This window comes from Streptomyces sp. NPDC107562 (genome assembly GCF_055657325.1).
Map to the genome: position 1 here is coordinate 132,915 of NZ_JBVKBE010000013.1, position 18,261 is coordinate 151,175.

The following is an 18,261-nucleotide window of genomic DNA, read 5'->3' on the forward strand; positions in this document are numbered from 1 at the left end:
GGGGCCGGCCGCCCGCGGTCCTTGCGGGCGGCCGAACAGGGTCAGACGTGGCGGAAGGTGATCTCGGCGAGCTCGGCGCGGGCCTCGGCGATGGTCTTGAGGCCGTTGGCGAGGTCGTAGATCAGGCCGGCGGCGTGGTACTCGCCTCCGTCGGTCGCGTCCCGGAGGCGGGAGGCGATCCCGGAGATCAGCTCCAGGACGTCGCCGTCCGCGTCGCCCGTCTCCTCGAATTCCTCGTCATCGTCCTGGTCGTCGTCGGCGCACTGGTCGCAGACCTCGCCGACGGTGCAGGTGCACGGGGGCTCGTCGTCCTCGTCGTATCCGGCGACGGCCCATTGCTGGGCGTCCGAGTCCCAGATCACTGACCAGGCGTTGTGGTCGGTGAGCGTGCCGTCGAGGTCGATGCTCACGGGCATGCCCGCGGCGTGCGCGGCATTGAGGACATCGGCGATGTCCACCCAGTGCTCCCGCTCGGTCCGCGTGACGGGCGTCGACGGGCCGTCAAGAGCTTCGGTGACGGCCTTGCGGACCTCGTCGGGGCAGAGGTGATCGTGGTCGTCGTCGCCGTGAGGAGCGGCGAGCCAGGGCTGGGCGAGGAGAGCGCGGGCTCGCTCGATCGCTGCCCCGGCCGTCGCCGCACGGTTGTGCATGCGGTTGTAGACGGACCAGAGGACGGGACGTTCCGTGCCGATGGCGTAGCGCTGGACCTCGGCCATCAGCTCGTTGTTGATCTCTTCAGCGCGTCGGATGCTGCTCGTGTGGCGCTCTCGCAGGCGCGCCAGCGTGGTCTCGCTGGTGGTCAGGTCGCGGCGGGCGTCTTCCAGTTGGACGGCCGTCTCGACGTACAGGCCCATGGCGTGCTGCGCGCGGCCCTCGACGGTGAGCTCGTACGGCTGCCGACGGGTGGCGGCGTCGTACACGTCGCGGGCCCATCGGGCGTCGCCGAGGGCGGTGTGCGCGACGTCGTCCGCCGGCGGCTCGACACCGACGGCGCGGGACAGCACGTGCGTCCGCCACGGGAGCGGGCCGGCCTGCTGTGCGCCGATCTTGGCGGCGGCCAGCTGCACGATGTCGTACGGCCGGTAATGCCACTGGGCGCCGCCAGGGCCGAGGAGCTTGCGGAGGAACCGCTCGTCGAAGGCCGGGTTCGAGCCGACGATCACGGCTCCGGACAGCACATCGGTGATGGCGTCGACCGCGTCCGCGCTGGACAGGCAGGTGATGTGCTCGGGGGTGATAGCCGCGGCCGGACAGCCGCAGCTGCTGCCGATGACGGTGCGCTCCTGGTAGCGGCCGATGCGCAGGGCTTCCGGGTCGGCGGTCTCCACGTCGACGGCGAATTGCCAGAGGTACTCGGTGTCGATGGGGGGCTGGCCGTCGTTCTGGGTGCGGAGGATGACGGCGAGCTCCCAGACCTTGCCGACCTCCGCGTCGAGGTGCGTGGTCTCGCAGTCCACGAACGCGATCGGGTAGCGGGCGGCCCGGCCTGCGAGGTACGCGCGGAACTCCTCGACGGCCTGGCGGTCGCCATCGCTCAGCCGGTGGTTCGGGTTGTTGCCGCACGGAGGGCCGGCGGGACGCTTGCTCATGTGCTGCTCCTGGGCTGGTGTGGAAGGCTGAAGGGGGCCGCCCCCGGTCGCTGCGGGGGCGGCCTCATGCGTCACCGGGGAGGCGTCACGGTGCGTCGGACGGGTGCTTGCGCCAGGGCTCGTAGGCGTAGCCGAGGGGAAGGCCGGCCACGATGACGACCAGGACGACGAAGGCCAGGGCCTCAAGCACTGCGCGCCTCCGGCTCCTGCGTGACGGGCGCTGACGACCCGTTCTCCAGCGCCAGCAGCCGGACGTGCCCGCGCATCCGCTCGTACTTCTGCTCGGTGCCGTGCCCGTCCCACTGCACGCGCGGGTCGGACTGCTCAACCAGCTCCACGTGACGGAACAGCGGAACGTCGGTGGGGGCGATGTGCCAGGACATCTGCCAGCCGCCGGCCACGAGGTACAGCAGGTGCCAGCCGTCCTCCTCGTAGATGTCGGAGGCCGGGGTGATGACGGCCGATGACGGGTGCAGCGCGGCCAGCCAGGCCAGGAGGTGGGCGCGCTCGCGGTACGCGCCGTCACGCTCGCGGATGCGGTCGGCGAGGGCCTTCACCGCGCGCTCGCGCTCCTGGTCGTAGGAGTCCGCGTGCGCCTTCCAGCGGTTCGCGTCGTCCTGCGCTCGCATCAGCTGCGCGGCGAGGAGGGTCAGCGGGTCGGGGGCCGGCGGGGCGGTGATCGCGCGCGTGGCCTCGGGGCGAACCGGTTCCGGTTCCTGGTTCCTGCGGCGTCGCCAGAGTGTCATGGACATGGGGTGCCTCCGGTGTTGTGTCCGGGGCGGGTCCCTGCGTGGGGCCCCTGTCCGTGGTGGTTACTGCTTGGGTGCGGGGAGTTTGTCGAGTGCGTCGCCGAGGTCGTTGGCGAGCCAGCGCCAGCGGAGGGCGAGTTCGGGTGCGTCGGTCTCTTTGGCCTCCGCGGCCGTGAGGAGTGCTTCGACGATTTCGCCGAGTTCGTCGGGGCTGCCGAAGCGGAGGACGGTGGCCATGTCAGTCGTCGTCGCAGTCGACGTCGTGGTCGGCGTGGAGGCTGCCGGTTCCTCCGGTGGTGGTCTTGGCGGGCCGGGACTTGCTGCCGCTGCTGCCGCTTCGGGAGCTGCTGCTGGAGCGTCCGCCGCTGGAGCCGCCGGTCCGTTCGCCCGCGATGTGGGGGGCGATCTGGGGGGCGGGTGCGGGGGCGGCGAAGTCCTCGCAGTCGCCGGTGTTGTTGCAGGCGGTGAGGGTGGCGGCTCCGAGGATGGTGGCCGCGATGATCACGATGGTGCGTTGCATGAGCTCTCCTAGAAGGGGGGTTCGTCGCTGTAGCCCTTGGCGTTGTCGACGGCCCACGGGTCGTCCTGCGGGGGCGGCCCGGAGTTCCGCTGCTGCTGTCCCTGTCCCTGGGGGCGCTGTTGGGTCTGGCGCTGTCCGCCGTGGCCGTTCTGCTGGCTCGCGGCGTCCTTGGAGACCTGAGCGACGGCGAAGGCCAGGTTCGGGGCGATGGAGCGGATGAACAGGTCGGGCCGCTCGTGCTTGACGCCGTCCTTCTCCCACGACCGGGTCCGGATCTCGCCGGTCACCAGGACCTCCATGCCCTTGGCGAGGGTCTCGACGACGTTCTCGGCAAGGCGCTCCCAAACGGAGCCGCGGATGAAGAAGACCTCTCCGTCTTCCCATTGCTGGGTCTGGGGGTTGAGGCGGCGGCTGTTGAAGGCGAGCGAGACGTTCGCGACGGCTTTGCCGGACTGGGTGAAGGACATCTCGGGGTCGGAGGTGAGTCGTCCGACGCCGGTCAGGGTGGGCAGCAAGGTCACTTCTCCTTCGTGGTGGTGGCCTGCGTGGGCAGGCCGGGGATGGTCGCCTGCGCCCAGAAGTCGCAGTCGCAGGAGTACTCGTGGTGGAAGCCGGTGCAGTCGCTCTCCGGTCGGATCTGCACCGGGACCGGGCCGAGCTGGAGGTTTTCGACCATCTCGCTGGAGTCCCGGGGCGGCTTGCCGCACGCGGCGTGCGTGAGGAACACCGATCCGGCGTCGATCTCCAGGCGGTACTGGTCGTCCGGCTTCTCGCACGGGCACTCGTCCCGGGCGGGCTCGTCGGGCGAGTCCTCCGGCTCGCACGGCTTGAAGATCAGCTCCACGTCGTGTCCTCGGGTAGTTGGGGCTGGATGGGGATGGCGGTTTGGTCGGGGTGGACGGCGGGCGTCGTGACGGGCGTAACGGGTCCGGGCGAACGGGTGTGACGGGGCTTCGGCGGCGGGATGAGGCCGAGCTTCCGGCCGCAGATGGGGCCGTAGCCGCGGGCCTTGGACTCGGCGGTGCGGAGCGGCTGCGGGCAGTACCGGCACTTCATCGGGGTCGCCTCTTTCGACGATGTGCGGCGAGGCTGGTTACGCCGACGGGGAGCGGCAGCTGCTGTACGCGGGTGGGGCAGGTGGCGACGTGCGGCTTGTGGAGTCGCTCCCAGCCGCAGAGGGGGAGTTCGTCCGTGGGGCGGCGGGATCGGACGGCGCCGGTTCCGTCGCGCCAGATGGCGGCGTTGCCGGTGGGGTCGGGGGTGGGGTCGACGGCGAGGCGTTTCCCGGCCTCGGTGATGGTCCAGAGGATGGGGCGGCGGCAGTCGTGGCATGTGGCGAGTCGTCTGGTCATGGCGTGGTGGTGGGGAGGGCCGCGGCGGTGACGCGGGCGGCGTGGACGTTGGGGGCGAGGGTGCAGGGCTGGCCGTCGGGGGCCTGGCAGATGCGCTCAGGGCACCGGGTTGACATGACCCTGATCCAGTCGAGGGCGCGGGTCGTGTGCACGTCCCTGCGGCGGTCCGAGGTGCCGCGCTGATTCGTGCACAGCTGGCCCGGGCGGGCGCGACACCAGGTGCAGAGGATCGCCATGGCGGCGAACCGGTACGGGACGGGCTGACGGGGGATCGGCTGCGTCATGACGCCTCGGCCTCCTGCTCCTGGTCGTCGACGGCCAGGGCGAGGGCGGCGGCGGCCGCGGCCTTGATGCGGGCCTCGGCCTCGTCGTGGTCAAGCAGCGGCAGGCCGGCGGCCGCGCGCTTCGTGTCCTCCAGGCGGACGGGGTGGACGTCCTGGCGGCGGCGGTTGCCGGTGGTGCAGCTGCTGCCGGGTGCGGCACCGCAGCGTCGGCAGGCGCGGCCGCGAGGGTCGCTGGAGGGGTCGCGGTCGGCGGGCATCTTGCCGATGGCTGCGCGGGCGGCGGCTGCACGGCCCTCGTACGGGCCATGATCGGCGCCAGGAGGCAGCGCGAGCCGATCTCCGGCCCCCAAGGAGGCTCGGATGCTGCTGGGGCCCGTGTGGCCGTCTCCAGCGGCTCGGATGATCTCCCGGAGGACGGCGGCGGACTCGGCGCCGGTCTGGTTCGGGTCGCCGTCGATGACGATGTTCGCCAGCTCGATGCGCTCGGCACGGCGCGCCTTGACCTCGGCGATGATCTCGGCGGGAGCGATGAACGCCTGGCGGGACGCGACGGCGACGACGGCGGCGCGGGCCTCGTCGAAGGCGTACGGGGCGAGGACGTCGCCCCAGACGTCGGGGGTGTGCTCGTTGAAGCGCTGCGCGGGGCACAGCTGGTGGACGTAGGCGCAGAGGGCCGTGGCCTCCTGGCTGTTCATGGGGTGCCTCCTTCTGCGGCTGCTGCGGCGTCACGGGCCTTGGCGCGTTCCATGGCGCGGGCGAAGAGGTCGGTACCGGTGGCGGCGTCGTAGCCCGGGCCGCCGGCGGACTGGCGAGGTGCGGCCGAGGCGCTGGCGCCGTTCATGACCTCGTTGACGACGCTGGGGAGCGTGGCGGGGTGGAGGCCGCGTTCCATCCAGCGGGCGATGCCGCGGCGGATCCAGTACGGGTCGATCTGGTCCTCATCGAGGAGCACGCGGATCTGCTTGGCCATCTGGCCGATGACGGACTTGGGCGGGCGCGCGGTGCAGCGGTCCAGCCACTCGCCCACGATCGTCTGCGCGGTGACGGGAGCTTCCTCGAGGACGTCCGCCTCGGCGTCGTCTTCCGGCTCGACGTCGATCACGTCGTCGGGCGCGGCTCCTGTGTCACCAGGGCTGGGTGTGGCGGCGGGACCGGAAGCGTCGGCGGGACCCGCGAACGGTTCTTGGTGGTTCTGCTGGTGGTTAATGACGGTTAGGGGGGCACTGAGTGCGTGACATTCGGACGCAGAGTGCGTGACGTCACGCATCGGGAGTGCGTGACTCACGGACTCTGAGTGCGTGACACCCCCCTCTGTCACGTCGTCTGCGTGCGTGACAGTCACGGACTCTCCGTGCGTGACGGTCACGTCGTTGGACTGCGTGACACGCTTCTGGCGGGCCCGCCGCTGACGCTCCGCGGCCTGCTTGCGCCCCTCCTCGGCCTCCGTCTCCAGCTCCGCCCAGTCGAACTCTGGCCGCCGCAAGTGCAGCTGGAGCTTCCACACCGGGCGCCCCTGGCGGGTACCGGTCCGCTTGATGAGGCCACCGGCCTCCAGGCGGCGCTCGGCGCGCTGCACGGTCCGCTCGTCGTAGCCGGTCCGGTACTGGATCCGCAGGATCGAAGGGTGCGCGTTGGAGCCGTCGGGGCGCGCGTGCTCGGCCAGGACCTGGAGGACGTGCCGCGCCGTGCTGTCGGGCCGGTCCTTGTCCGTCCGCAGCATCGGGGCGTCGTCCATCGCCCAGGAGACAGCCTCAGTGCTCACGCGCTCCTCTTCCAGTAGGTGGGGTGGTGGCCGGTGACCCGGCGGGGCCGATCACATCCGCCGGGCCACCGGTGCTCAGGCGCCGACCGGGAATCGGGTGGAGCCGGTGCGGTCGTACTGCCGCTTGGTCCTGGCGTTCGCGGTCCGGCAGGCGTCGTCGATCGGCTCCTTGTTGCGCCGGTGCCGTTCGTAGGCGGACCTGGTTCCGCAAGGCGCAATCGCGCGGCCGGACCCCGGGGTCTTCTGCTTCTTCGGTGCGGGTGCCTCGCCCCGTCGCTCTTGAGCGAGGCGGACGCGCTGCGGGCCGGTCAGGCCGGCGAAGATGCCGATGCGGTACGTGTCCGGCGTGCCTGACTCGCGGGCGAGGACGGCCGCCAGGCACTCCTCGCGCACAGGGCACTCGTTGAGACAGATCTTCTTGGCCTTCGCCAAGGTCGCCCCGGAGAACCAGATCTCCGGGTCCTGGTTCCTGCAGATGGCCTCCAGCTCCCAATCGCGGTCCATGAGGCCTCCGTTCGCTCGGTCAAGATCCAACGAATCCGCGCTGGTTGCGGGTGCATGACGGGTGTCGCTGACGGGCGTCATGCGGCAATCACCGGGGCGCCGACGTACGTCCCGTGCTCCTTGTAGTGCCGTTCCGCGGCGGCCTTGGCCGTCCGGCACGGTTCGCAGGCGGGCTCTCCGCGGTGGAGGTGCCGCCGGTAGCCGCCACGGGTGCCGCACCTGGCGACCCTGCGTGCCCGGCGGGGAGCCTTCGGGGTGTGCGGCCGGGGGCGAGCGGCGCGCTCGCTGTGTGGGACGGCCAGGTCCGGGAACCAGTCCTTGATCGTCGAGCCGCTGACACCGACAAGGGTGGCGACGGAGGAGTACGTGTGACCCTGCTTGAGCATCAGGTTCGCGGCGTACTGGGCTTCGTCGCTGGTGAGCGTCCAGCCGTTTCGATGCCCGTTGATGGCGCGCTCGACGGCAACCATGTCGATGCAGGCGAGTCCGTCGGCGGTGGCCATCCACACTGTGGGGAAGGGGATCGGGACGCGGATCCAGGTCCCGGTGATCGCTGACGCCAGGATGTGAGGGCGTCGGGGCTGCTGTGCGCGGTTCATTCGGTCACCGCCGTGACGTCGCGGACCCAGGCGAGGGCGGTGTCGTCGAGCTGTTCGCGCGCCCGGGTCACGGCCACGTAGGCGAGGCGGGCCTCCTCGCGCGGCAGGATGACCAGGCCGGTCTTCTGGTCCGGCTTCGGGGCGCGGAAGTCCGCGTGGATGCGGACGGTCGGCCACTCGCGGCCCTTCGCTCGGTGCGCGGTCGACACCACCAGCTCGGCCTGCGTCTCCGAGCACAGTCCGTCCGCTGCGGTGACGATCCGCTCGGATCCGTGCTCGTCGACCAGCTTGACGAGGACCTCCAACGAGCCGTCCTCCTCGGCGGCGTACTGCCGGACGTCGTCCCAGGAGGTGAAGCCCATGAGCTCGGGGTGATCGGTCGGCTTGCCTCCCTGGAGCGCCTCGGCGGCCCACGCGAGCTGCTTGATAGCGCTGCCGCCGCCCACCAGGGCGACCTTCCGGCCAGCCGCAAGGCCCTCCATGACGATGCCCATCGCGCCTGCGTTCGTGCGGCAGAGAATCGCGTCCGGGGCGTCGAGCGGGCCGATGCTGGACTCGGCGGCCTCCCAGCCGGCGAGCCGGAGCGGGGCCTCGATCAGGTGTAGCCAGACGTTCGCACGGGCGGCGATGGCCGGGCCGAACCGGAACGACTGGCTGAGCGTCAGCTCGGGACAGCCGAGCTTCTGGACGAAGCCCTCCAGGGCGTCGTTGGCGCCGCGCCAGCTGTAGATCTGCTGGGCGGAGTCGCCGACGGCGATGCGCTGGGCGTGGTCCTGGGCGAGCAGTACGGCGCTCAAGACGTCGTTGGTGTCCTGAGCTTCGTCCAGGAGCACGACGTCCGTCGGGATCTTTGGCTCGCTGAGCGCCCACATCTTCAGGTAGTGGTCGTGGGAGAGGTTCAGCACGGACTCGTCGTCCTGGAGGTCTGCCCAGGCGGCCCGGGCCACCGGCAGGACCAGCTTCACGACCTCGCCGCGGGCCTTCTTCAGGCCGTCGAATTGCGGGACGTGCTTTTGGATGATCTCCGGGTCGGAGCTGTGGCAGAAGCGCTCGACGGTGTCCAGCGCCATCCGCATGATGATCTTCGACGTCAGGGCCTTCATCCCGCCCCGGTCCGTGAGGACCGTAGGGGTCGCGCCGATGATCCCGAGGATCGAGCGGATGTCGAGGGCCTGCGCGGCCTGGTGCGCGGTCTGGCGAGGCCGCTGGAGCCGCGCGCCGTATCGCGGGTCGAAGGCCAGCCCATGGCCGGTCTTGGACATCACGTTGGACGGGAAGGAACGGCGGGCATCGGCCGCGATGGACGCGTTGTAGGCGACGTACGTCATCCGGCGTCGCCGGTCACTCTTCGCGATCATCTTGAGCGTCGCGGACTTGCCGCAGCCTGCGCCGGCCTGGAGGACCAGGTCGAGCCCGTCGCCGTACGCGTCGATCGCCTCGGCCTGCTCGATGGTGGGGTTCACCACTGGGGTGCACCTCCTTTCAGGGGGTGCGGGACCGCCCCGGCGTGGGGTCGGGGCGGGCCCGCGGTCAGTGGTGAATCAGGCGGACGTGAGGGCCTTCTCCAGGCCCTGGACCATCTCGGCGAAGTCGGCGGCCGCGGTCTCCCCGCGCTCCCCGAAGGCCGTGAGAGTGTCGAGCAGGGTCTGTGCCTCGTCCTTCGTCAGCTCGTTCGCCGAGCCGATCTGACGGCCGATGATCAGCGACGTCGAGTGCAGCCGCGCGGCACGACTGTCCTTGTGGCCGAGACCGACCTTGGTGAAGCAGGCGTGCATCATCCGCATCTGCGGGGCCGTGACGGGCGTCGGACCCTGGTCCTGCTGGGCGTCCGACGGTCCGGCCGGCGGGGCGTCCTGCTGCTGCTCGGCGGGCGGCGCGGAGGGGATTGCTGGGCCAGTCGTGACGGGCGTCGCGGCGGGCTTGACGGCCTGCCCGTACTCCTTGATGACGTCGCCGAGCTTCGCGGGCTCGCTGTTCTTCGGGTGGAGCAGGTCGGCGCCGAGGATGCGCCGGTTGTTGGCTTGGCCGTGGAGCTCCAGCGCTCGGTCATAGGTCAGGCCCTCGCGGACCAGTTCGTCCACGATGACCTGGACGGGGTCGACGCCCTGGCCGAGCTGCTCCAGGATCGCCTCGGCGAAGTTCTCGCCGGGGTGGTGGACGCAAGCGCCATCCAGCGCGGAATACCTGGTCTTGGTGACCGTGCCGGTGCCCGCGATCATGTCGATCACGACGTCGACCTCGTACTCGGCGCCCTCGCGCTGGACGGTCTTGACGCCGATCTTCGTGACGGTCTTCCCCTCCATCGCGTAGTCGTTCTTCGTCCGCATCGTGACGATGACGTGGCCAGGGAAGTTGAGGAGAGCGTCGAGCATCTCCTGTTCCAGCTCGTTCACGGGGCCCCAGGCGGTGAACTTGCCGCCGTAGTTGCCAGCCTTCTTCGACTCCTCGTCGACGCGGGCGAGGAGTCCGCCCTTGCCCGCCCAGAAGGCAGACCAGCTGTCGATGATGAGGACGGCGACGCGCGCCTCGATGGCGGCGTTCACCGCGCCAATCAGGTTCTCCGGGGAGCAGAACCCCATGGGCAGGTGGGCGAATTCGTGGGCCTCGATGTCCGGGCGACCGGGGACGGGGGCGTACTTGAGAGCGGAGCCGCGCTCGGTGTCGACGAGGCCGATCTGCCCGCCTTTCGCGAGAGCCTCGGCCATGCGGAGGGCGGTCTTCGTCTTCCCGGAGCCGCCGGGGCCCTGGAGGGCAATCCGGGCCTTGGCAGTCTCGCGGGTCGCGGGGGCGAAGGTGAAGGTCGTCATGACGTGCTCCGGTTGCGCTGGTCGGGCATGGAAAGGCGGAGGGCAGCGAACTCGCGGACGCGGTTCACGGTGCGCATGGCGGCGCCGTACTGCCGGCGCTTCCTGCGGAACTCGGCGTCGGTGTCCTTCTCCGTCCGCCGGTAGCGGCCGTCGAGCTCCTTCTCGACGGCGGCCGCGAGCTCGTCGCCGAACTCCTTACGGAGCTGGGCGAGAAGCGCGGCAGCCTCGGTGGGCTGGAGAGGGCGTCCGCTGGTGAGGGCCTTGTAGGCCGTGGTGTAGGCGCTCACTCGTCCACCTCTCCCCGAAGGACCTGGGTGGGGGCGAAGGTCTGCGTAAGGCGGTCGGGACGGTCGGGCGAGATGTCGTCCGTCGTGACGGGCGTCAGCGGGCCGACGTGGCCAGCGATGTTGGCGAGCGAGCAGCGCTCCGGGCGGCCGTCCAGCGACAGCAACGGCATGCCGTCCGAGGCGCGTTCGCCCTGGAAGTACCAGACGTCGCCGTGGGAGTCGCGCTGCGGCAGCGCCAGGTCGTAGACGATGCCGCCGAGGCGGAACGGACGTGCTGCGGACTGTTCCGTGCGGGTCTGCACCGCCGGGAGGTCGTAGGCCACGACCGACACCCGAACGCCGTCCCGGTAGCCGACCCCGGCCACCGCGTACGGGAGCGGCTGCTCCTGGTCGTGCGTGATGCTGAAGTAGCGGCGCCATTCGACCCACTGGGCCTGGTCGGTGATGTGCAGCGCGACCAAGACCCTGTCTCCGTCCAACTGCACGTTCTGGTACGAGGGGTGCTCGCCGAGCTCGCGAACGATGACGGCCGCCACGGTCCGGGCCCGCTGGCACGACTGGTCCCAGGCGAGTGCCTGCCGCTCCAGCTCGGTCATCTCCTGCTGCGGCTGCGGCTGCTCGGACCATCCGCCGGCGGGCGTACGGTGCAGCACACGGCCGCGCTCGATGTGGTTCCCGTTCACGCGGCCACCGCCCGGGCGAGCTCGGTGCGCATCTTCTCCATGGCGCGGAAGGTGAGGGTCTTCGTAGCGCCTACGGCCTTCCCCATGGCCTTGGCGGTCTCCGGCACCGACAAGCCCTCGATGTACCGCAGACGCACGCACTCGCGCTGCGCCGGGTTGAGGCTGCGCATCGCCGTCACGACCGTCTCGGTGGCCTCGGCGATGTCGAGCTCACGCAGGGCCGAGCCCTCGGCGGACCGGTCCCGCTGCTCCTCCTCGAAGAAGTCGGCAACCGGCACCTCCAGCCTGGCCCGGGACGACTTCACGTAGTCCAGGTGGATGTTCCGCGTGATCACGGTCAGCCACGCGGCAAAGCCACCACCACGCGCGCCGGTGAAGGTCTCCCGCTTGCTCAGGGCGCGCAGAAAGACGTCCTGCGTCAGGTCCTCCGCGAGGGCGCGGTTCCGGGTCCGCCTGTACAGGTAGGCGAACACGGCGGGCTGGTGCTCGTTGTACAGAGCAGCGAAAGCGTCGCGGTCACCCGCCACGGCCTGGGCCACCAGGTTGGGGCCTCCCGGCGGGCTGATCTTGTCGTTAACCTTTGAGGTCACGGCCTGTTTCTCCTTGACGTAGGGGTTTCGCGGGTTGTGGTGAGGGCCGTTCCGGGTCGCGTCCGGGGCGGCCTTCGTGGTGTCAGGCGTTGACGTGCTGCCGCTTCATGCCGGCGAGCACCGCATGCGGGTCGAACCGTCGGCTGCGGCCGACGTAGATCAGGCCGGGCCAGACCTCGCCCCGCTCCCTCGCATCCGAGATCTGGGAATCGATCCAGCTCAGGGACTTGCGGAGGAAGGCAGCGAGCTCCGGTTGCGTCATCAGCTGCTCTGGCAGCTGCGGCATCCGAGGCCCCGGAATCTGCGATCTGCGTGTAGATGTAGATCGCTCCGGCGTGAAAACGGGCACCTCGAACAGGCCCGTGACCTCCCGGTTGAGGGCCGCAGCGAGTGCGGCTGTGATGAGCTCCGCGGCTCGGTCACTGCACTCTTCGCGGGCTGTCTTGCCGGCGCCGACGATGTGGCCCACCGAGGCTCGGGACAGTCCCTCGCCATTCGGATCTACGTTCTTCGTCGCGGCGGCGAGGCGCGGGATGTCCAATCCGGCCGCCCGCATGGCGTCGCGGAGTGGAGCTCCCTTCTCCAGTCGTCGCATGGTGAAACCTCCGGCGCATGGCCAGTAGGGGGTTCGCCGGTCTTGTTGACCTGCGATATCTACAATCTACGTGTAGATGCATATCGCGTCAAGAGAGACACACGAGGGCGCTGGAGTGCCCAACTGGGGCGCACAGGGGCCGTGTAGATTCCCCGCTCTGGCGGAAAATCGGGGTCAAGGACCGGCCATCAATCTTCGATCTACTTGCGCATGTAGATGCGCATCCCGGAAACTCCTACCGTGACCCGCGACCAGAGCCATCCCGTCGAGCCGGACAAGGCGGACCAGGCGGAAGACTTGGCCGCTCTACTCCAGCGCCTACTCGATCAGGTCCGTGACAGGACACAGAAGGACTTGGCGGCCGAGGCCGGCATCTCCTATCCGACCCTCAATGCCTGGATGAACAGGACGAGGGGCACATCGCGTATCGAGCCCGACACCCTCCGAGACCTGGCGGGCGTCTTCCGCCGATGGGGCGTGGACGTGTCGGTTGCCGAAATGTTCAGCGCGTCCGGTCGCCCAGTGCCTGGTCGCGCGGACCAGGAACGGGAAGCCCGGTTGCTCCGGCTCTACCGTCAGCTTCCGGAGGCCAAGCAACGCGACCTCGTGCGACTCGCTGACGTCATGCTCAAGGACGCCGAGGCGGCGGCGCGGGCTAGCCGCGCCTCGTGACAGAAACTAAGGGTTGCCTTAGTGGATACGTCCTGTTTTAGGTGTCCGATCTGCCCAGGTAGGGGGGCGTATGGGGCCATAGTTGAGAGCTAAAACAAACCCAGCGAATATGCCAATCACTCTGCACAAGTCCTTCACACACAGGTACGATCAGTCACCCGCTGTCCTCCCGGAGCGGCCCATTCCGTGCCCGCACGCACATCCTGGGGGACACCTGTGTGCATTCGCATCGCTGTGGTCGACGACCTTTCGACGATCGCCATCTGGGACCCGGACGAGGTCACCATCCTCGTAGACAGGGGCACCCACCCCCACGACCTGATCAGAGAGATCCACGCGATCCTCACTGTGGACCTCGGCGCACCCGACCTTCCCGGCGCCGTCTTCTGCTTCTGCGGTACGCGCGTAGAGCTTCCCAGCGAGCTCACCATCGACGCACTGCCCGCCGGCGCCACTCTCTGATCAGGAGCACGCTCAATGGCGCGCAAGAAGGCCCAGACCAGGCCTACCAACAACCCGAGGCCCAGCCCTTCCAAGCGCTGCGGCTGTCCGACCTGCCTGAAGCGGCACCCCGGCGACCGCTCACCCACCGACGAGCACACCGGCTCATGGGAAGGCCGGTACACCGACCCCAGCGGCAAAAGCCGGAGCCTGTTCAGGCCCACGTACACCGAAGCCGTTCATGCCCTGGAGCAGACTCGCACCGAGATGCGCCAGCGGACCTGGATCGACCCTGCCCGAGGAGAGATCATCCTCGCGGCCTGGTGGAAGCTGTGGTGGCCGACCCAGACCAAGGGCCGCACGCAGATTGAGGACTGGACGCAGTCCCAGTTGCGCGACGAGGGGATGTGGCGCATCCACATCGCGCCCACCCTCGGCAGCTACAAGCTGTACGAGCTGGCCTGGCTGGAGATCCAGACCTGGGTGAACGGCCTGCACGACGAGAACGGCGGTCCGCTCGCCGCCAGCTCGGTGACGAAGTGCTTCCAGGTCCTGGACCGGATGCTGGAGTCCGCGAAGCGGGACCGCCGTGTCCCCTACAACCCGGCCGAGGGCGTACGGCTGCCGACGATCAAGAAGAAGCACCCCGAGGACCGGCGGCCGCCGACGTACGCCCAGCTGTGGCTCATCCGGCAGAAGCTGCCTGACTACTTCCACGCGGTGCTGATCGTCGCCCAGGAGACCGGGCTCCGCTTTCAGGAGCTCGCCGGACTGCGGTGGTGCAACGTCGACTTCGACGGCCGGCGCATCCACGTCCGCGAGGTCCTGGTGGAGCCGCGCGGCAAGATCAAGCGGAAGTCGTACCCCAAGAGCGACGCAGGCCTGCGCACCGTGCCGCTCACCGGGCTCGCGGCTCGGGTGCTCCGGGACCTGTGGGCGGAAGAGAGCGCGGAGGGCACTCCGAGCCGTGACGTCTCGGAGCCGAAGGACGGACTGTGCGAGGACGAACTCGTCTTCCACGGCAGGAACAAGGTCCGCCGCGGATCTCGGGTGAACGGCTCTGTGGGGGAGCCGTACCGCGCCCCGCTCCGACGGAGCGCCTTCCGCCGCGTGTGGACGGACGCTATCGACAAGGCCGGCGTCGTACGGAAGACCGTCCGCACCGTGACTGTCCAGCAGCTCGACGAGCAGACCGGCCGCACCCGCGCGGTCAAGGTCGACCGCACGGACTGGTGGCCCGACTTCCACGACTGTCGGCACGCCTTCGCGTCGCGCCTGCACGACCGCGGCGTGCCCGAAGTAATCACTCAGGAGATCCTCGGGCATGAGCGCGCGGGCGAGGTGACGTGGATCTACACCCACGCTGCGGCCGACTACGCGGGGCAGGTGCTTGCGGCGCTGGAGGAGCGGAAGCCCGGTGCGGCGCGGCCGCCGAAGCGTCGGCTGCGGTCGGTGTCGGCGGCGTGAGCTACCCCAGGGCTACCCCAGAACTACCCCAGCAGCGACCTAATGGGGGTTGGGGCGGAGAGGGTACGGGCGAGGTAGACGCCGGTAGATGCCAGGTCGCGGCACAGGTCAACTGACCTGCGAAGATCGACTAGTTAGGCCTGAATCCTGATAAGGATGAGGCCACAGGTTCAAATCCTGTTAGCCCCACCAGCACGAAGACCCCCGGTCCACTTGGGCCGGGGGTCTTTGGCATGTCCGGGCGGCACCCGTCGAGGTGCGACCAGGGTCGGGGGCGGCGCTGGTTTCCCGGGTCCGGCAGTTTCGAGGCGCTGTGTGCTGCTGGGCAGGGGCATGGGAGGCCGTCGGCCGGTGTGTTCGGATGCGGGGGTGAGGGGTTGGGGAAGTGTGAGGGGGAGCGGTGGAGTCGAAGGCGGAAAGAGTCGGCGGGGCCGTGGCGTGGCTGGTGCTCGCTCTGGTGTCGCTCGTCGTGGGTGTGGCGATGGCCTTCGAGGTCCCCGGGGTGCTGGAACGGGAGCGGGAGTTCCGTGCCGCGCCGGCATGCGCCTCCGTACCGGTGGAGGTGTCGGGGTGCGTGTGGAAGCAGGACTTCACCGTGCGGAAGGCCGACATGCACAGGGGGGCGCGGGGCGAGTCGCCTGAGGCGGAGTTGGTGCTGCCGTCCGGCAAGACGTGGGACGTGACGTTCCGCACCGCGGACCCCGTGGCGTCGCGGCTGGGGCCGGGCGACAAGATCGTGGGCCTGATCTGGTACGGGCAGGTCGTGGAGGTGCGGGACGGCGACGGGCGTCGGCAGCAGACGTCCGAGGGGCCCGTGGAGTGGCCGGAGGACCGCCTCGGCGGCGCGCTCGCCTGCATCTCGTTCGGTGCGACGGCCCTCGTCGGAGCGCTGTGGTCGCTCTTCGCGCGAGGCGGTCGCCGCCACATGAGAGCCGCGGCCGTGGTGCGGTGGCACGGCGTGGGCCTGGGCGCCGCGGCCATCCTGACCCTGTGGGCGCAGCAGGCCGGCGACTGGCCCCTGTGGACGATCCCGGCGGTCTGGGGCCCGCTCGCACTGTTGCTCGTGGCCTCCATGGTCGCCTTCGCCGCCGCAGCCCTGCGCGGCGCCCTGGGCGAGGACGATCCCACGGCCGCCGTGCCGTCCGCTCCCTGATCAACGAGCGCCGGGGTCGGCTCTCGTGCCCTCGCGGGACTGCTCCAGGTAGGTGCGGGACAGCGTGCCGGCGCGGGTGAACCAGTCGGTGATGAGCGCGATCTCGTCCGACGAGTAGCGCGTGAAGAACTCGGCGAGAAGCACGTAGTACGGCTCGTAGATGGCGCGTACCCGTTCGGCGGCGGCCGGGACGGCGACCACGCGTACGCGGCGGCGGTCGGCGGGGTCGGGCTGCCGGGTCACGAAGCCGCCGCGCTCCAGACGGTTCAGGATGCCGGTCACGGCGCCCGTCGTGACGTGCACGCGCTCCGCCAGGTCCCCCGCGGTGAGGGGGGAGTCCGGGCCGGCCTGGAGGACGTACGCGAAGCAGATGAGGTCGGTGACGCTCAGGCCCAGGTTCCGGGCGAACTCCTGCTGGCCGAACATGGCCGTCGCCACGAAGTCGTCCATCGCGTTGATCGCGGCCCAGACAGGCGCGGGGGGTGGGGGCGAGCCCTCCATTGAAATCCCTTAGTTGCTAAGTTAAATTGCTTACCTGCTAAGGCAGTGTAGGCATGGACGGACAGGACCGAGGGGTGAGCAGACGTGGGCGGACATGAATACGACGAGGGACACACCATCGCAGGGTGGTCGGGGGTCGCGATCGCCACGGTGGGGTGCGCGGGGCTGGGCCTCGGGGTGTGCGGGTGGCGGCCTGGCCTGTGGCTGGGCGCGGGCGTCGTGGTCGTGGCCGCACTGGTCACCTGGGGTCTGCATCTCGCCGGGTGGGGAAAGCCGTCCGGGCCGCGGCCCGAGGCGGAATGGGGGCTGCGGGTGAGGGACACGGCCGCACGAGCGGGGCATGCGGGGTGCCTTGGTTGTCGGGCGGCGGGGCGGCGGGGTGAGGGGGCTGCCGGGCGGACGACGCCTGGTGCGTCGACCGCACCTGCCGCACGGCCGACCGTGTCGTCCGGGGCGCCGGAGGCCGGTCCGACCTGGTGAGCTTCGCCCTTGACGGGCTCCGAAAGGGCCTCAGCGGCTTTCCGTCGTCAGGCGTTCCACGCGTGCGGCCGCTGTCCTGGCCTTGCGACGGGCCTCACTCACGCGACGTTCGGCGAAGCGGGTACGCTCCCGCGCCTGACGTTCGGCGGCGGCGGCCTGCCGGTGCTCCTCCTCGGCCCGTGCCAGCTCCTCGCCCAGGTCGCTGACACGCTGTCTCAGCTCGTCGGCGTGGCTCTTGGCGTTCCGCGCGTCGTGCGCGGCCGCCGATGCCTCCTCTTCCGCGGCCCGGAGGCCGTCCTCGGCGGCACCGGCCTCCGCACGTGCCTTCGTCAGACGTTCCCGCTGGGTCTCGTCCGCCGCGCGCCGACGCTCGGCGGCCGGCTTCGGCGCCTCGGAGACGGGGGGAGCGGCGCGTACGGCGCCCTGTGCCGCCGCCGGGAACCCGACGGCGGCGGCGAGGGGTCTGACCAGCCTGCCTGCCGCCCACTCCCGGGCGCCGTCCGGGTCGGCGAGGACGGCTTGCAGGGTGCTTTCGACCTCGCGTTGGGCGTCCGACGTGATCGGACGGCCTGCCTGTGCGGCGAGTTGGGCGGCCTGTCGGGACAAGGTGCCCACCAAGAGGCGCTGTTGGCGGATGAGTTCGCGCAACTGGGCGCCGTCCAGGTCGTGGTGGGCCTGGCGCAGGCCCTCCCCGAGTCGCAGCAGTGGGGCGACCTCGTCCGACCGCTCACGGACCAGGAGGTTGCTGGCCCACGCGGACAGGCTCGGGCGGCGCAACTTGCCGATCTTCTCGGCGAGGGCGCGGTCACCGGCCTTGCGGGCCGCCGCGGCGTGGGTGTCGCGGGCGCTCGTGAACTGCTCCGGCCGCAGCGCGTACAGCTCGTCGGCGACGGTGTCGAAGTCCACGGGCGTTCCTCTCGACGTGACGGAGGCGGCGCATGAGGCACAGACGGCGAAGGGGTGTCCAGCAGTGGCTCAGGGGTGGCTCAGGAGTGGCCGTCGTGCGGGCCGTCGTCATCGATTTTCCCCCAGAGGGGACGTGACGGAGGGGATGGACGGCAGGAAAGGCGAGCCGACAACACGAAGGCCCGGCCACTGTGGAGTGGCCGGGCCTCGGCTTGGGCGCGGGGTACGCAAGTTCGCCGCGACGACTGGGTGAAGAGTGAGGGATGGGTGGGGCTGGAGGAGCAGAAGGTGCGGTGGAGCAGGTGGTGCAGGTGGAGCAG

26 protein-coding genes are annotated in these 18,261 nt (G+C 70.3%); 5 read left to right on the forward strand and 21 right to left on the reverse strand.

Annotation, left to right across the window (positions count from 1 at the left end):
• Positions 1 to 41 precede the first annotated feature (41 nt).
• From ACZ7LV_RS29860 to ACZ7LV_RS29950, 19 genes are all read right to left on the reverse strand, one after another.
• Positions 42 to 1,589 (reverse strand): 3'-5' exonuclease, encoded by a 1,548-nt coding sequence (locus ACZ7LV_RS29860; RefSeq protein ID WP_471943817.1) that lies wholly within the window; start codon positions 1,587 to 1,589, stop codon positions 42 to 44.
• A 182-nt stretch (positions 1,590 to 1,771) separates the two neighbouring features.
• Positions 1,772 to 2,341 carry a hypothetical protein gene (locus ACZ7LV_RS29865; RefSeq protein WP_471943819.1) on the reverse strand — a complete coding sequence of 190 codons (570 nt, stop codon included), beginning with the start codon at positions 2,339 to 2,341 and terminating at the stop codon, positions 1,772 to 1,774.
• Between the two features lie 60 nt (positions 2,342 to 2,401).
• Positions 2,402 to 2,575, reverse strand: a complete 174-nt coding sequence (locus ACZ7LV_RS29870; protein ID WP_471943820.1) for a hypothetical protein — start codon at positions 2,573 to 2,575, stop codon at positions 2,402 to 2,404.
• 1 nt (position 2,576) lies between these two features.
• Positions 2,577 to 2,858, reverse strand: coding sequence for a hypothetical protein (locus tag ACZ7LV_RS29875; protein ID WP_471943822.1), 282 nt, complete (start codon positions 2,856 to 2,858; stop codon positions 2,577 to 2,579).
• An 8-nt stretch (positions 2,859 to 2,866) separates the two neighbouring features.
• The gene (ssb, locus tag ACZ7LV_RS29880; protein WP_471943824.1) at positions 2,867 to 3,379 is read right to left on the reverse strand and encodes a single-stranded DNA-binding protein; all 513 of its coding nucleotides are present in this window, start codon (positions 3,377 to 3,379) and stop codon (positions 2,867 to 2,869) included.
• Entirely contained in the window at positions 3,376 to 3,702 is a 327-nt protein-coding gene (locus ACZ7LV_RS29885; RefSeq protein ID WP_471943826.1) for a hypothetical protein, read from the reverse strand. Before ACZ7LV_RS29885 ends, ssb begins: the two co-directional genes overlap by 4 nt.
• A complete protein-coding gene (locus ACZ7LV_RS29890; protein WP_471943828.1) occupies positions 3,693 to 3,914 on the reverse strand; it encodes a DUF6011 domain-containing protein in 222 nt (73 codons plus the stop codon). Before ACZ7LV_RS29890 ends, ACZ7LV_RS29885 begins: the two co-directional genes overlap by 10 nt.
• Entirely contained in the window at positions 3,911 to 4,210 is a 300-nt protein-coding gene (locus ACZ7LV_RS29895) for a hypothetical protein (RefSeq protein ID WP_471943830.1), read from the reverse strand. Before ACZ7LV_RS29895 ends, ACZ7LV_RS29890 begins: the two co-directional genes overlap by 4 nt.
• A complete protein-coding gene (locus tag ACZ7LV_RS29900; protein WP_471943832.1) occupies positions 4,207 to 4,494 on the reverse strand; it encodes a zinc finger domain-containing protein in 288 nt (95 codons plus the stop codon). Before ACZ7LV_RS29900 ends, ACZ7LV_RS29895 begins: the two co-directional genes overlap by 4 nt.
• Positions 4,491 to 5,189, reverse strand: coding sequence for a hypothetical protein (locus ACZ7LV_RS29905; RefSeq protein WP_471943834.1), 699 nt, complete (start codon positions 5,187 to 5,189; stop codon positions 4,491 to 4,493). Before ACZ7LV_RS29905 ends, ACZ7LV_RS29900 begins: the two co-directional genes overlap by 4 nt.
• A complete protein-coding gene (locus tag ACZ7LV_RS29910) occupies positions 5,186 to 6,256 on the reverse strand; it encodes a hypothetical protein (RefSeq protein WP_471943835.1) in 1,071 nt (356 codons plus the stop codon). Before ACZ7LV_RS29910 ends, ACZ7LV_RS29905 begins: the two co-directional genes overlap by 4 nt.
• Positions 6,257 to 6,331: 75 nt before the next feature.
• Positions 6,332 to 6,760 carry a WhiB family transcriptional regulator gene (locus ACZ7LV_RS29915; protein ID WP_471943836.1) on the reverse strand — a complete coding sequence of 143 codons (429 nt, stop codon included), beginning with the start codon at positions 6,758 to 6,760 and terminating at the stop codon, positions 6,332 to 6,334.
• Positions 6,761 to 6,837: 77 nt separating this feature from the next.
• Positions 6,838 to 7,263, reverse strand: a complete 426-nt coding sequence (locus ACZ7LV_RS29920) for a hypothetical protein (protein ID WP_471943837.1) — start codon at positions 7,261 to 7,263, stop codon at positions 6,838 to 6,840.
• Positions 7,264 to 7,355: 92 nt separating this feature from the next.
• On the reverse strand, positions 7,356 to 8,825 hold the full coding sequence (locus ACZ7LV_RS29925) for a UvrD-helicase domain-containing protein (RefSeq protein WP_471943839.1): 1,470 nt from the start codon (positions 8,823 to 8,825) through the stop codon (positions 7,356 to 7,358).
• Between the two features lie 75 nt (positions 8,826 to 8,900).
• A complete protein-coding gene (locus ACZ7LV_RS29930; protein WP_471943841.1) occupies positions 8,901 to 10,166 on the reverse strand; it encodes an AAA family ATPase in 1,266 nt (421 codons plus the stop codon).
• Positions 10,163 to 10,453, reverse strand: a complete 291-nt coding sequence (locus ACZ7LV_RS29935; RefSeq protein ID WP_471943843.1) for a hypothetical protein — start codon at positions 10,451 to 10,453, stop codon at positions 10,163 to 10,165. The genes ACZ7LV_RS29930 and ACZ7LV_RS29935 overlap by 4 nt, the downstream gene beginning before the upstream one ends.
• Complete coding sequence (locus ACZ7LV_RS29940; RefSeq protein ID WP_471943845.1) at positions 10,450 to 11,136, reverse strand: BN159_2729 family protein; 687 nt, start codon at positions 11,134 to 11,136, stop codon at positions 10,450 to 10,452. Before ACZ7LV_RS29940 ends, ACZ7LV_RS29935 begins: the two co-directional genes overlap by 4 nt.
• Positions 11,133 to 11,726, reverse strand: coding sequence for an RNA polymerase sigma factor (locus ACZ7LV_RS29945; protein WP_471943847.1), 594 nt, complete (start codon positions 11,724 to 11,726; stop codon positions 11,133 to 11,135). Before ACZ7LV_RS29945 ends, ACZ7LV_RS29940 begins: the two co-directional genes overlap by 4 nt.
• Before the next feature lie 82 nt (positions 11,727 to 11,808).
• Entirely contained in the window at positions 11,809 to 12,321 is a 513-nt protein-coding gene (locus tag ACZ7LV_RS29950) for a hypothetical protein (protein WP_471943849.1), read from the reverse strand.
• Between the two features lie 240 nt (positions 12,322 to 12,561).
• On the opposite strand from ACZ7LV_RS29950, the gene ACZ7LV_RS29955 reads away from it, so the two are divergent.
• The 4 genes from ACZ7LV_RS29955 to ACZ7LV_RS29970 all read left to right on the forward strand — a co-directional run bounded on the left by ACZ7LV_RS29955 (position 12,562) and on the right by ACZ7LV_RS29970 (position 16,054).
• Positions 12,562 to 12,993, forward strand: coding sequence for a helix-turn-helix domain-containing protein (locus tag ACZ7LV_RS29955; RefSeq protein WP_471943851.1), 432 nt, complete (start codon positions 12,562 to 12,564; stop codon positions 12,991 to 12,993).
• Positions 12,994 to 13,209: 216 nt separating this feature from the next.
• Positions 13,210 to 13,455, forward strand: coding sequence for a hypothetical protein (locus ACZ7LV_RS29960; RefSeq protein ID WP_471943852.1), 246 nt, complete (start codon positions 13,210 to 13,212; stop codon positions 13,453 to 13,455).
• A gap of 15 nt (positions 13,456 to 13,470) precedes the next feature.
• Positions 13,471 to 14,901: a tyrosine-type recombinase/integrase gene (locus ACZ7LV_RS29965; RefSeq protein WP_471943854.1), complete on the forward strand. Its 1,431-nt coding sequence runs from the start codon at positions 13,471 to 13,473 to the stop codon at positions 14,899 to 14,901.
• Between the two features lie 433 nt (positions 14,902 to 15,334).
• Positions 15,335 to 16,054 (forward strand): hypothetical protein, encoded by a 720-nt coding sequence (locus ACZ7LV_RS29970; RefSeq protein WP_471943856.1) that lies wholly within the window; start codon positions 15,335 to 15,337, stop codon positions 16,052 to 16,054.
• Here the strand turns inward: ACZ7LV_RS29970 and ACZ7LV_RS29975 are convergent, their stop codons facing one another.
• Positions 16,055 to 16,555, reverse strand: a complete 501-nt coding sequence (locus ACZ7LV_RS29975) for a MarR family winged helix-turn-helix transcriptional regulator (protein WP_471943858.1) — start codon at positions 16,553 to 16,555, stop codon at positions 16,055 to 16,057.
• Positions 16,556 to 16,639: 84 nt separating this feature from the next.
• Between ACZ7LV_RS29975 and ACZ7LV_RS29980 the strand changes: the two genes are divergently transcribed.
• Positions 16,640 to 17,035, forward strand: a complete 396-nt coding sequence (locus ACZ7LV_RS29980; RefSeq protein WP_471943859.1) for an HGxxPAAW family protein — start codon at positions 16,640 to 16,642, stop codon at positions 17,033 to 17,035.
• A 30-nt stretch (positions 17,036 to 17,065) separates the two neighbouring features.
• On the opposite strand, the gene ACZ7LV_RS29985 is transcribed toward ACZ7LV_RS29980, so the two are convergent.
• Positions 17,066 to 17,941 (reverse strand): hypothetical protein, encoded by an 876-nt coding sequence (locus ACZ7LV_RS29985; RefSeq protein WP_471943861.1) that lies wholly within the window; start codon positions 17,939 to 17,941, stop codon positions 17,066 to 17,068.
• Between the last annotated feature and the right edge of the window lie 320 nt (positions 17,942 to 18,261).

Bases quoted from the DNA above. Each gene is read 5' to 3' on its own strand.
- ACZ7LV_RS29860 (WP_471943817.1), bottom strand. From the start codon at position 1,589: ATGAGCAAGCGTCCCGCCGGCCCTCCGTGCGGCAACAACCCGAACCAC.
- ACZ7LV_RS29865 (WP_471943819.1), bottom strand. From the start codon at position 2,341: ATGTCCATGACACTCTGGCGACGCCGCAGGAACCAGGAACCGGAACCG.
- ACZ7LV_RS29870 (WP_471943820.1), bottom strand. From the start codon at position 2,575: ATGGCCACCGTCCTCCGCTTCGGCAGCCCCGACGAACTCGGCGAAATC.
- ACZ7LV_RS29875 (WP_471943822.1), bottom strand. From the start codon at position 2,858: ATGCAACGCACCATCGTGATCATCGCGGCCACCATCCTCGGAGCCGCC.
- ACZ7LV_RS29890 (WP_471943828.1), bottom strand. From the start codon at position 3,914: ATGAAGTGCCGGTACTGCCCGCAGCCGCTCCGCACCGCCGAGTCCAAG.
- ACZ7LV_RS29895 (WP_471943830.1), bottom strand. From the start codon at position 4,210: ATGACCAGACGACTCGCCACATGCCACGACTGCCGCCGCCCCATCCTC.
- ACZ7LV_RS29900 (WP_471943832.1), bottom strand. From the start codon at position 4,494: ATGACGCAGCCGATCCCCCGTCAGCCCGTCCCGTACCGGTTCGCCGCC.
- ACZ7LV_RS29905 (WP_471943834.1), bottom strand. From the start codon at position 5,189: ATGAACAGCCAGGAGGCCACGGCCCTCTGCGCCTACGTCCACCAGCTG.
- ACZ7LV_RS29915 (WP_471943836.1), bottom strand. From the start codon at position 6,760: ATGGACCGCGATTGGGAGCTGGAGGCCATCTGCAGGAACCAGGACCCG.
- ACZ7LV_RS29920 (WP_471943837.1), bottom strand. From the start codon at position 7,263: ATGGCCACCGCCGACGGACTCGCCTGCATCGACATGGTTGCCGTCGAG.
- ACZ7LV_RS29930 (WP_471943841.1), bottom strand. From the start codon at position 10,166: ATGACGACCTTCACCTTCGCCCCCGCGACCCGCGAGACTGCCAAGGCC.
- ACZ7LV_RS29950 (WP_471943849.1), bottom strand. From the start codon at position 12,321: ATGCGACGACTGGAGAAGGGAGCTCCACTCCGCGACGCCATGCGGGCG.
- ACZ7LV_RS29965 (WP_471943854.1), top strand. From the start codon at position 13,471: ATGGCGCGCAAGAAGGCCCAGACCAGGCCTACCAACAACCCGAGGCCC.
- ACZ7LV_RS29975 (WP_471943858.1), bottom strand. From the start codon at position 16,555: ATGGAGGGCTCGCCCCCACCCCCCGCGCCTGTCTGGGCCGCGATCAAC.